Origin of the sequence: Shewanella colwelliana, from assembly GCF_001735525.1 — a bacterium.
GTDB lineage: Bacteria > Pseudomonadota > Gammaproteobacteria > Enterobacterales > Shewanellaceae > Shewanella > Shewanella colwelliana.
Genome location: NZ_MCBT01000013.1, coordinates 64458 through 76060, shown reverse-complemented (window position 1 = coordinate 76060; position 11603 = coordinate 64458). Strand labels below are relative to the sequence as shown.

Below are 11603 nucleotides of genomic sequence, written 5' to 3'. Positions count from 1 at the left end.
CCAAGATTCTTGGCTAAATATTGGCCGCTTAACAATTAATAATTAAGACACCCAAGATTCTTGGCTAAATATTGGCCGCTTAACTACGCTTTATTTACCCTTTCCAAATGGTAATTGAAGATGGCCAGATCAAGACAGACAATCGTTAGCCTGGAAGATACGCCTTACTACCACTGCTGCTCTCGTGTGGTGCGTAAGGCATTCTTGTGTGGAATAGATAACTCAACAGGTGAGAATTATGAACATCGGCGCGAATGGGTTGATTCACGCATTCTTGAGTTAGCGACCATCTTTGCGATTGATATCTGTGCTTATGCCGTGATGAGTAACCATCTGCATGTGGTGTTAAAGGTTGATGCTGATAAAGCACAAAAATGGTCAGATAAAGAAGTGCTTATACAGTGGCACAAGGGCTTTAAAGGTACGTTACTCACGCACAAATACCTTGAAGAGGAAGACCTTAACCAGTTTGAACTTCAAACGGTTAATGAATGCATTACCGAATACCGTAAACGCTTAATTGATATCAGTTGGTTTATGCGTTCACTCAGTGAGCCCATCGCCAGAATGGCCAACAAAGAAGATAAATGTACCGGTCGCTTCTGGGAAGGGCGCTTTAAGTCTCAAGCATTACTTGATGAAGCCGCAGTTTTAGCCTGTATGGCTTATGTTGATTTAAACCCCATTCGTGCAAAAATGGCCGTCACCCCCGAAACTTCTGATTACACCAGTATTAAACGACGTATACATTCAGCAATGAAAGGCGAGCAACCAACAGAGCTATTACAGTTTGTGGGTAATGAGCGACTCAATATGCCTAACGGGCTCATGTTCAGTGTCAAAGACTACATAGTTTTAGTTGAAGATACAGGTCGGATTATTCGAGAAGATAAACGTGGCGCCATTAGCTCAAGCAGCCAGGATATACTGAATAGGCTAAACATCCCCGCAGATAATTGGCTTAAAATCACTACAGAGTTTGGTGCATTATTTAAAGGTGCTGTAGGTGCACTACCTGCCTTAACCGAATACTGTGAGCATTTAGACCGAAAACGACGACAAGGCGCGGCAAATTGCCAGCGCTGGCTGTGCGCTTAAGTCATAATCCCCAATCAAATTATAATTCACCTTATACTTGATTGTTATCAAGTCTTTCTGCTGTGTTGAATATCTTACGTGACCATAAATTACTCATTTAACGATAAGTTTTTAGCCATATCGATAAAAATTGATGAGCTGTTCCACATCGATCGTAACCCTCGCCAAAGCCATGAAAACGAGTTATGTTATTTTAAAAAAATGGGTGGCTTAGTTTTTGGTTTTTGAAAATAAGTCCGGCCAAGGTGTAGACCCATATACCGGACGTACTATTTCCAATAAAGATAGCCACTATCCAATAAAATAAGGAGTTAATATATGGCTTGTCTACAGATTTTGATTGGTCTTATTGTAAGTAAGATTGAGAAAGTTCATGACTATATTCAGATTGTCTTTTCTGATGGTGCTACGCTAAGTATTTTCAATAGTTATGTATATGACTGTGGCTCGGTACTAGATATTGAAGGCATGAAAGTTAAGTCTGTAGAAGAGGTTTGTGATGAAGTTTCAATTACCTTTTCTGACGGTAGCTCTATTTCAATCGGTTTAAAAGATAATGATTACAATGGACCTGAAGCCATGATATTGAAACAGGAAGGGAAGTCTCCGATTGTTTGGAGTTAATTTAATTTTACGCAGAGCACAAGTAATGCCTAGAAACCCATAGTTAATGTGTACTAGCTTAGTTCTGATTTAACAGTTTCCTTGCCTTCGCTGCTGGCCTCATTGAATTGGGGCTTTTTCTTGTCTGAAATTGGGCAATTCGACCAGCAGCCTAGGCAGAGCTTGCCAGTAGAAACGATCAGTGTCTGACAGCAGGACGGGCAGTTTGGGCCAGCGCCGCTAACTGGTGGCACTGGCCCAATTGATCGCTTCTGCTGTTCATGAATGATCACTTCTACTGCTTTGAACTGACCAAGCTGCTGTTAGTCGTGGATAGATTTTAACAAGTTGCTAAAAAATACGGTGCTTTAAATCTGTAAGCGTTTTGGGAGGGGGCGTGTGATTAAAGAGAGTATCAATTAGAGGCTGCATTTCTGTGTGACATATTAATTAAGAGGAATAATTAAGACACCCAAGATTCCTGGCTAAATATTGACCGCTTAACTACGCTTTATTTACCCTTTCCAAATGGTAATTGAAGATGGCCAGATCAAGACAGACAATCGTTAGCCTGGAAGATACGCCTTACTACCACTGCTGCTCTCGTGTGGTGCGTAAGGCATTCTTGTGTGGTGATTAACTATGGGTGGCTTAGTTTTATTGTTATCAAAAAATGCAATTAACGTCAGTGGAAAGTGTTATTTATAATCTAGCACATGAAGGTACGCATACTAGGTATGGGCCTGCACATGATCTAAGATTAAAAGCTATATCATTCGGGGCTGTTGAACAATACAGAGAGCTTTCAAAATGAGACATATAAATTATGTAATTGGTGTGGTTATAATGTCCTGCTTTAATGTGTTTGCAAATGATGCAATTATTATTTCCAGTGAAAATGCCGCAGAATATAATGTTCGTGTCAAGGTGGGATCTAGTGAAATCTATAATATGTATGAAATCAATGTTGTTGTAGGTAGAGTGCCTAGTAAATGGAGTTGCTTGACGCTCAGTAAAGTTGACATCGGTTTTTATAATGAAAAAAATAATGAGCTAACAGCTATAGTTCCATTGGCATTAAACGGCGATGGTGAACTAAAATATAACTTTACTTTACGAAAAGAAAGTATAAAAAATGTTGGTTTCGGGGTTAATTATATAAACAGTTCGAATGACAATAAATGTGAAGAAATTTCTCAAGATGCATTTGTGATTGACTTTTCTGATTGGATTATTCCAGTCATAAACAAATAATTAAGACACCCAAGATTCTTGACTAAATATTGACCGCTTAACTACGCTTTATTTACCCTTTCCAAATGGTAATTGAAGATGGCCAGACCAAGACAGACAATCGTTAGCCTGGAAGATACGCCTTACTACCACTGCTGCTCACGTGTGGTGCGTAAGGCATTCTTGTGTGGTGATTAACTATGGGTGGCTTACTTTTTGGCTTAGTTTTTGGTTTTTTCCTCTGCTTACTTTTTTATTCTAAGATTCTCCTTCACTGCGACCACCGCGATATTTGGGTAAATCATCGGCGATTTTTAACCAAGCCACTTGATTGTCGGTATAGATATGATACTTGGGTGGCACTCGGTTTGGCTCATCTAAGGACGCTATGGTGAGAGTGTAATAGTTAGGATAATCGGTGCTGCGGTAGCTGATACTGGTGCCGCATTGGTTACAGAAACCACGGCGAATGGTGGTTGATGAAGCATATTCCGTTGGCGCTCCCTTAAGCCAAGTGATCTGCTCGACGTTAAAATCCATCCAGCTAACGGCGACTGCGCCAGAGCTCTTTTGGCATTGGCTGCAATGACAGTAATCACTGTCAAACGGCATGGCTGATACTTGATAACGCAGTGCGCCGCAAAGGCAGCCGCCTTGTAATAGGTTGGTTGTTTCCATTGTGCTGTCCTTGATTGTGATTTCACCATAGAGGGGATAGTTCGTTAGTCACTCCTGCACTACCATTCTCTGATAAGTCGCCTTAGTTTCGAGGGTAAACCTCAAGAATTGGAAATTTACTCTCTCCAAAAGCGATGGTGATAGAAAGCAACTCATTCGCTGAAAACTTTCTTTTGAAGGTATGTGGTGTCATTCTTTCACCGTTGGCAAATAGTCCAAGTAGGTGGTTCTGATTTAAAGTACGCTGCCCTGATGCCAAGTTTTCAACTGTCAAAACTGCCCAGCGCTCACCAATTTCATTGCTCATCAGTACGGTGTTTATTACTTTAAAATCGCTGATATCAGGTTGAATGTTATTGTCATTGGGGAAGGATGATTGAAAGCTACCCGACACACTTCTATCAAGGGTCAAAATGTCATCAGCCGCTTGCGCTGTGCCAGATAGCAATAGAATCGTTAAAAAAATATGCTTTAGCATTGTGTTCTCCAATAGGGTTGTAGTGATTTCAGTCAGGTTGCAACGATGTGAGTGTTTACTCGACTTCTAGGTCAAAAACGACCGTAATCGACGCGGAAAAATTGATCGTGGCTTGAAGGTATCGTCCTGGAGCTAGATCGTCTGCATCAATCTTTGAGCCAGCCACTTCGATACGTTCAACATTACTGTAGGCGCTATAACCATAACGACTGCTACTATTGCTTGAATTGATACTGTAAATCTTACCTAAGGTTGCTCCAAAAGCGTTTGCTAATGCTGCGCCCTTTGTCTTTGCATCTTCCACTGCTAATGTTGTCGCTTGATTTTTGAGTGTGGATGAGTGGATGGATAATAGTTTGATGTCTTCTATCTCATTAATACCGACACTTAAAGCAAAGTCGATAAACTCATTCATCTGTGCCAGTTCACTGAGCGTTACTTTCAGGGTTCGGGTAGCAACATAGCCTGCAATGACTTCTAGGCCTTCATCTGTGTAGTTTACATGTGGCTCGGTGAGCAGACTTGAGGCTGAGACGTTATCGTCATTAACGTTAAATTTATCTAGACCGTTGAGCAACGCATTGACTCGTTTATCAACCTCTTTTTTTGCTGCTAATGCATCATCTTGGACGCTGCTGACTTCAAACGTTATTTTTGCCATATCGGGTTTAGTGATAATTTGGCCAGCACCATGAACGACTATATGTCTATGATTGGGTAGGCCCGAGTTCGCCATAGCGCACAGCGAGGTAAGGCATAATATTATTAGGCTTATATATTTCATATTATAAATCCATGTATTGACGTTATTGCATCAAGATGTCTGATGAGAATTTAATCGAGCGGATCAGCGTTTTGTCGTTTGATGATACTAAGGTCAGAGTCAGGTGAGCGGGCCCGGTATCGAAGGCCATGGGAACAATATAGGTGGCATAGGTTGCTGAAGCGCTACCAATACTGGCAGTACTATGCCAATTTTGCAGTTCGGCTTGTTCGAACGACTTTAGTGATCCCAAGGTTGAAAGCTTTTTGATGTAAAGATCCCATTGCTCAGGTTTGGCGATATTGTAAGCGTCTTGAGTCATCAAATCTTTGAAGGTTTGGTGCTCCCATTTTACCAGCTTGGGGGCTGTCTCGGTCAGGTGAGGTTCAAATACCTCGGCTTTATCGACTGAAGTCAGCGCGGCTATCGCTATCATGCCGATAAAAAACGCCACTAGGCTTAATGAGCCAAACACTACAATTTTAAACAAGGTTTTCACGTTAATCCTTTAACTCATATTTGTTCTACTCACCGTTGGAATAATAAACGCTTTATCTTCTAGATAAACAGACAATACAGTACTTTAGGACAAGGTGTAAATGTTTGGGACTATTTTTACGCGCTAGGAAAGTAGCGGAAATCGGGAGTTGGATGCTTACACGTCAATTACATGTTGGTTGGTGATAAATGCTCTTGATTGGTTAATAGCTATTAGTTAAAAGGGGCACAGAAACTTTCTGTCCCCAGTTAACAATTAAGCAACTACTTTGTCTGTGCTGCCGCATTGGGTCGGCGAGTACGGCGGCGAGCAGGCGCATTACCATCTCTGTGTTCGCTCTTGCCTTGATAGGGACTTTTGCTTTGTCCTTGCCCTTGGCGGTCTTGCCCTTGACGAGCTTGACTCTGGCCTTCAGCGTTAGGTTTGTTGGCAGTGCCACTACGACGTTTGCTTTGACCTTCGCGGTTGCCTTGTGGCTTATCGTCATTACGGTTGTGACCGCCACTATTGCGCGGTGGGCGGTTGCCACTGGGCTTGGCGTTGCGTGGCCCACGGTTTTGTCCGTGACGCTTAGGCGTTAAATCTGTCTCTGGCAGGCTGTGTGTCGGCTCGAATCCTTCAACCTCAGTACGCGGTAAGTTTTTACCAATAAGACGTTCAATATCGGCAAGTAATTTGATCTCTTCGCTGCTGACTAAGGAGATTGCTTTACCATCGGCACCCGCGCGGCCTGTACGACCAATACGATGCACATAATCCTCTGGCACGTTGGGCAGATCAAAGTTGACCACCTGTGGAAGTTGGTCGATATCCAGTCCACGTGCAGCGATATCGGTGGCCACGAGTACGCGTACTTCACCAGTTTTAAAGTTTGCCAGTGCTTTGGTACGTGCCCCTTGGCTTTTATTGCCGTGAATCGCCGCCGAGGTGATGCCTTTGCTATCTAAGCTCTTGGCTAAACGGTTAGCCCCATGCTTGGTGCGACTAAAGACTAATACTTGCTGCCAATCGTTTTGTTTGATCATTTTAACCAGTGCGGCCGACTTTTGTGTCTTATCTACTGGGCAGATAAGCTGCTGCACTGTGTTCGCCGTGGTGTTACGTGGCGTTACCGAAATCTCAACGGGATTATTCACCAAGCCTTTGGCTAGGGTACGGATCTCGTCGGAGAAGGTTGCTGAAAACATCAGGTTTTGGCGTTTGGTCGGTAAGATGGCCAAGATCTTTTTGATGTCGTGAATAAAGCCCATATCGAGCATGCGATCGGCTTCGTCGAGCACTAAGACTTCAAGCTGGCTAAAATTCACCGCGCGTTGGTTATAAAGGTCGAGTAAACGGCCTGGGGTGGCAACGAGTATGTCGACTCCGCGATTAAGTTGGCTGATCTGTGGGCCAATACCTACACCACCAAAGACAACAGCGCTGCGAAGCGGCAGGTATTTACCATAGGTGGTGACGCTTTCTGCGATTTGTGCGGCGAGTTCTCGTGTTGGTGTTAACACTAAGGCACGCACTTGTTTAGCACGCGCTCGTTCACCTTTGCTCAGAAGTTCTAGCAGTGGCAGGGTGAAGCCTGCCGTCTTGCCCGTACCTGTTTGTGCCGCCGCCATCACATCTTTGCCCTCTAACACCGCTGGTATTGCCTGTGCTTGGATAGGGGAAGGTGTTTCATAACCTTTGTGGGCTACAGCTTTTAAAATTGGGGCGGATAAACCTAGGGAGGTAAAACTCATAGATGGGTCTCTTGGGGCTGCAACGTGCAGCAAAATTCAGGTGCCAGGTACGCTGGCGGGCGTGCATCTTACAGGATCTGCTTAAAAATCGCTAATGATTCAATAAAACTCGGCGATGAAACGTACAGTGCAAACTTGACCATGTGTCTCTATGGTGGATAAAAGTATAGGTTAATCGTCTTAAAAGTGTAAAAGCTGGTACCGACAGCCTCTTAGCCGCGTGGAATGGCCAATATTTGCCAAGCGGGTTAAGTAAAATCAATTTAATGCTATTATTGTGTCGCTCATGATTGAGTTTTGTGCAAAGGAGACTACAATAGCCGCCTTTCTGCTATACATCCTATTTATGTCAGCAGCACCCAACCCATATTGATAGCGAACTAGACACTCGAAGATCGAATTAGGAAATACAATGACGCAACAAAAGAAATACGGTCTTCGTGTGATCGAAGCCGAAGGTACATGGACCGCACAAGTTACACGTCGCATGACGGCACGTAAGACGGTTGTCTCTAAATCTCAAAAGGGTTTTGCTACTGAAGCAGAAGCCAATGAGTGGGGCAATAAGGCACTGCAAGAGATCGTTGAGAACCTAATGGTACGTAACGAACGTCGCGCTAAGCAGCGCACCGAACGTAATGAAGCATTGGCTGCAAAAGAAGCAGCGGCGCAAGAGTGGCGTGATGCTCATGACGATGGTAGCGATGCCGACGACCAAGATATTTACAGCAAAGAAGACTAATATTTAAGTCTTTAATGATGTAGTAAGAAGCCAGCACTGAGTGCTGGCTTTTTTGATCTAGCTCAATTTTTGTGAGGTTCCTAGCAAATCCGTTGACCATTGTTTATTCCCTTCCCATAGCCTGCGATACTTCACCAAAAATGAATATTCCCCCCTAAGATCGCCTCGGAGCATCATGGATAAAAGCTTAGAAAAAGTCCTTACCCGTTGGTTAAAAAAGCAAAAGCCGGCCTGTGGCTTCTACCTAAACCTGACCGTGCTGTTTGGTGTGCTCACGGGGTTGGCGTTGGTGCTGCAAGCCTATCTGCTTGCGACTATGCTGCATGGGTTAATTATCGATGACCAGCCTATAGAGGCTTTCTCTAACCAACTGTATTTACTGGGTGCCGTTATCGTACTCCGTGCGCTATTGGCCTACGGCCGAGAGCGAGTGAGCTTTATTGCGGGCATGCGATTACGCCACCAGATCCGCCAGACGGTACTTGATAAAATGACCGAGCTTGGTCCGGTATTTATCAAAGGACGTCCAGCGGGAAGCTGGGCAAGCATTGTGCTGGAGCAAGTTGAGGATCTACACGACTTTTACGCAAAATATTTGCCGCAAATGATGCTCGCTGGCTTTATTCCACTGATGATTCTTGCGGTGGTATTCCCCATCAACTGGGCGGCAGGCATCATCTTATTAGCGACCGCACCGCTTATTCCGCTATTTATGATTTTAGTGGGTATGGGCGCCGCCGATGCCAACCGCAAAAACTTTAGTGCGTTGTCGCGTCTAAGTGGTCATTTTATGGATAGGCTCAAAGGGCTTAATACCATCAAGTTGTTTAATCGCGCCGACAGTGAAGTTAAAGCGATTGAAACGGCCTCTGAAGCGTTTCGCGAGCGCACCATGGCCGTATTGCGGATGGCATTTTTAAGCTCAGCGGTGTTGGAGTTTTTTGCTGCCGTGTCCATTGCGGTGTTAGCTGTCTATTTTGGGTTTAGTTTTTTAGACCATTTAAATTTTGGCCATTATGGTGCAGGGCTCACGCTGTTTACTGGCCTGTTTGTATTGATATTGGCACCTGAGTTTTATCAGCCGCTACGAGACATGGGGACTCACTACCATGCTAAGGCTCAAGCCATTGGTGCAGCCGAAGCCTTAATGGCATTACTGACCTACCAAGCACCAGATAGCGACAATGATCTCCCCGCAATCAAGCTCCCTTATCAAGGCGAACGCGCGCCCAGCATAGTGATGAAGGATGTTGTGGTGCAAACCGCTCAAGGTGTTCGCTTGCTCGGGCCGCTTAATTTGTGCCTAACTCATGGCGAGCATATTGCCGTGGTGGGGCCAAGTGGCGCGGGCAAAACCACTTTGCTTAATCTGCTGCTGGGCTTTTTACCCTATCAAGGCAGTGTACTGGTGAACGGCATTGAGCTACGAGAACTCGACAGAGTCAGTTGGCGTCAGCAGCTGGCTTGGCTTGGGCAAGAGCCACAGTTGTTTCATGGCTCCTTGCGTGAAAATGTTGCCATGAGTGACCCGCATATGAGTGATGAAACAATTATGGCTCTGCTTGAAAAAGCCAAAGTCAGACCTTTTGTCGACAGCCTTAAATTGGGATTGTCTCATCCCATTGGCGAACAGTCTGCAGGGGTATCGGTTGGCCAAGCGCAACGTATCTGTTTGGCGCGCGCACTTGGGCAAAAAGCGGGGCTTTATCTACTCGATGAACCTAGCGCCAGTTTAGACAGTCATAGTGAACAGGCTGTGCTAGAGGCGTTGACGCAAGCGATGCAGGGGGCTTCTTCTGTGATGGTTACTCATAGATTAGACACGCTCAAGGCGATGGACAACATAGTGGTATTGGAGGGCGGCAAGATAGTGCAGCAAGACAGTTATCAGCAATTGCTTGCTCAAGAAGGGTTATTTGCCGCCATGTGCCATACGCAGGTGTCATCGCTAGATGAGGTACAGTCATGAAGCAGCTAATCCCTTTTTTAAAACTGTTTAAACACCAATGGCTGATGATGTTTATCGGCCTATTTTTGAGTATCACCACCTTGATGGCTGGTATCGGTTTGTTATCGCTGTCAGGTTGGTTTTTATCGGCAACGGCCGTTGCGGGCCTTAGTGTGGCCACCGCGCAAGCCTTTAACTATTTTACTCCCGCCGGTGGGGTGCGGTTTTTATCAATTGCTCGCACCGCAAGTCGCTATGGTGAACGTCTAGCAACCCATGAAGCCACATTTAAGTTACTGACTCAGCTTCGCTGTTGGGCATGGCGTAAGCTAATGCCGCTGAGTGCCAGCGACCTTAAAGGTGTGCGAGGAGGCGACCTGCTTAATCGCCTAGTCGCCGATATCGACACCTTAGACCACCTCTATTTACGCCTTGTCACCCCAATGGCTGCGTCACTGTTGATGATCGCTGCGCTGTACCTATTTTTAGGCTGGTTCGATAGCAGCTTAGCGGTGACCTTGTGTAGCTTACTATTACTCTTTTGGTTGTTATTGCCGTTGGCTTTTTATCTGTTGGGTGAGGAGCCAGGCAGGCTGCAGCTTGAGAGTAAGCGTCAGTATCGCGTGTTGTTGCTGGAATATTTGCAAGGGCAGGCGGAACTTACCCTATTTGGCGCGGTGAAGCGTTATCGGGCAGAGTTGGATCAGGCTCAAGCAGCGTTATTTGCAAGCCAAAGTGCCATGGCCAAAGTCACAGCGCTCAGTCAAGCCACATTAGTCTTATGTCATGGCGTGGCGGTTGTCGTCCTGTTTTATCTGGCGGCTCACGGTGTGGGTGACAATATCCCTCCTGGCCCGATGTTGGCGCTGGTGGTCTTTATGACTTTAGCTTGTATCGAAATGCTGATGCCGCTGGCTGGAGCATTTCAGCACCTCTCTGCCTGTGTGTTGGCAGCGGAGCGAGTTAATGAGGTAGTTGATAAGCAGCCAAGTATTCGCTTCGTTGAACAATCGACGCTTGCCATAACCCAGGGAGAGCTGCGCATCAGTCAGGTGCAATTTGGTTACCAAGCCGGACAAAAGGTATTGGATGGCATCGACTTAACAGTGAAAGCGGGCAGTAAGGTCGCCTTGCTGGGGCAAACAGGTTGCGGCAAGTCGAGTCTGCTGTCGTTACTTACCCGTGAGTGGCAAGCGCAAAGTGGGGAGATAACGATTGATGGGCATGAGTTGGAACGATACAGCGAAACGGCATTACGCAGCGGAATGACAGTGGTAAGTCAGCGCATCTATCTGTTTGCAGGCACCTTACGTGACAACTTGATCCTAGCACAACTGGCACCGGAATTTACCGAGTTGATGACACGGGCGGAGCGCAATGCTGCACGTGCAGCCAATGATATCGTATTAATTGAGGTGCTTAATCGAGTGGGGCTTGGAAGCTTAGTGCAGGGAGATACGCCTTTGGATACTTGGATAGGTGAAGGCGGACGTCAGCTCTCGGGCGGGGAGCAACGCCGTATTGGTGTGGCGCGTGCGTTATTACGTGATGCACCATTACTGCTGCTTGATGAGCCCACTGAAGGGTTAGATCAGCGCACTGAGCGAGAAATATTGGCCATATTGTTTGAATTTGCCAAAGATAAAACCCTATTGATGATTAGCCATCGACTCACTGCAATGAGTCAGATGGATCGCATTCATTTAATGGAAAATGGCCAGATTCGTCAAAGTGGCAGTCATCAAACACTGTTACAACAAGACAGCTATTATGCGAGTTTATATCAGCGTTTGACTGAGGCTTAACGGTTGAAATATGGATACCACGC

Annotated in this window: 11 protein-coding genes and 1 pseudogene; 7 read left to right on the top strand and 5 right to left on the bottom strand. The window is 45.5% G+C overall.

Annotated features, from left to right (window positions below):
* Window positions 1-120 precede the first annotated feature (120 nt).
* The 4 genes and pseudogenes from BEL05_RS04935 (at window position 121) to BEL05_RS04925 (ending at window position 2955) form a co-directional block, all read left to right on the top strand.
* Window positions 121-1098 carry a transposase gene (locus BEL05_RS04935; protein WP_069670481.1) on the top strand — a complete coding sequence of 326 codons (978 nt, stop codon included), beginning with the start codon at window positions 121-123 and terminating at the stop codon, window positions 1096-1098.
* Window positions 1099-1416: 318 nt separating this feature from the next.
* The gene (locus BEL05_RS04930; protein WP_028764137.1) at window positions 1417-1722 is read left to right on the top strand and encodes a hypothetical protein; all 306 of its coding nucleotides are present in this window, start codon (window positions 1417-1419) and stop codon (window positions 1720-1722) included.
* A gap of 520 nt (window positions 1723-2242) precedes the next feature.
* Window positions 2243-2338 (top strand): annotated as a pseudogene (locus BEL05_RS20885) (Mobile element protein); the annotation flags it as partial.
* A 173-nt stretch (window positions 2339-2511) separates the two neighbouring features.
* The gene (locus tag BEL05_RS04925; RefSeq protein ID WP_139151822.1) at window positions 2512-2955 is read left to right on the top strand and encodes a hypothetical protein; all 444 of its coding nucleotides are present in this window, start codon (window positions 2512-2514) and stop codon (window positions 2953-2955) included.
* A 237-nt stretch (window positions 2956-3192) separates the two neighbouring features.
* Here BEL05_RS04925 and BEL05_RS04920 read toward each other — a convergent pair whose 3' ends face one another.
* From BEL05_RS04920 to BEL05_RS04900, 5 genes are all read right to left on the bottom strand, one after another.
* Complete coding sequence (locus tag BEL05_RS04920) at window positions 3193-3612, bottom strand: GFA family protein (RefSeq protein WP_069670479.1); 420 nt, start codon at window positions 3610-3612, stop codon at window positions 3193-3195.
* A gap of 82 nt (window positions 3613-3694) precedes the next feature.
* On the bottom strand, window positions 3695-4090 hold the full coding sequence (locus BEL05_RS04915) for a hypothetical protein (RefSeq protein ID WP_069670478.1): 396 nt from the start codon (window positions 4088-4090) through the stop codon (window positions 3695-3697).
* 55 nt (window positions 4091-4145) lie between these two features.
* On the bottom strand, window positions 4146-4874 hold the full coding sequence (locus BEL05_RS04910) for an SIMPL domain-containing protein (protein WP_083250303.1): 729 nt from the start codon (window positions 4872-4874) through the stop codon (window positions 4146-4148).
* A 22-nt stretch (window positions 4875-4896) separates the two neighbouring features.
* Window positions 4897-5352, bottom strand: a complete 456-nt coding sequence (locus tag BEL05_RS21160) for a hypothetical protein (RefSeq protein ID WP_245686940.1) — start codon at window positions 5350-5352, stop codon at window positions 4897-4899.
* Between the two features lie 263 nt (window positions 5353-5615).
* Window positions 5616-7085: a DEAD/DEAH box helicase gene (locus BEL05_RS04900; protein ID WP_069670477.1), complete on the bottom strand. Its 1470-nt coding sequence runs from the start codon at window positions 7083-7085 to the stop codon at window positions 5616-5618.
* 412 nt (window positions 7086-7497) lie between these two features.
* On the opposite strand from BEL05_RS04900, the gene BEL05_RS04895 reads away from it, so the two are divergent.
* From BEL05_RS04895 to cydC, 3 genes are all read left to right on the top strand, one after another.
* Window positions 7498-7827 (top strand): DUF3622 domain-containing protein, encoded by a 330-nt coding sequence (locus tag BEL05_RS04895; protein WP_028764144.1) that lies wholly within the window; start codon window positions 7498-7500, stop codon window positions 7825-7827.
* A gap of 175 nt (window positions 7828-8002) precedes the next feature.
* Window positions 8003-9796: a heme ABC transporter permease/ATP-binding protein CydD gene (gene cydD / locus BEL05_RS04890; protein WP_069670476.1), complete on the top strand. Its 1794-nt coding sequence runs from the start codon at window positions 8003-8005 to the stop codon at window positions 9794-9796.
* Window positions 9793-11580 (top strand): heme ABC transporter ATP-binding protein/permease CydC, encoded by a 1788-nt coding sequence (gene cydC, locus BEL05_RS04885; RefSeq protein ID WP_069670475.1) that lies wholly within the window; start codon window positions 9793-9795, stop codon window positions 11578-11580. The genes cydD and cydC overlap by 4 nt, the downstream gene beginning before the upstream one ends.
* Window positions 11581-11603: the final 23 nt, after the last annotated feature.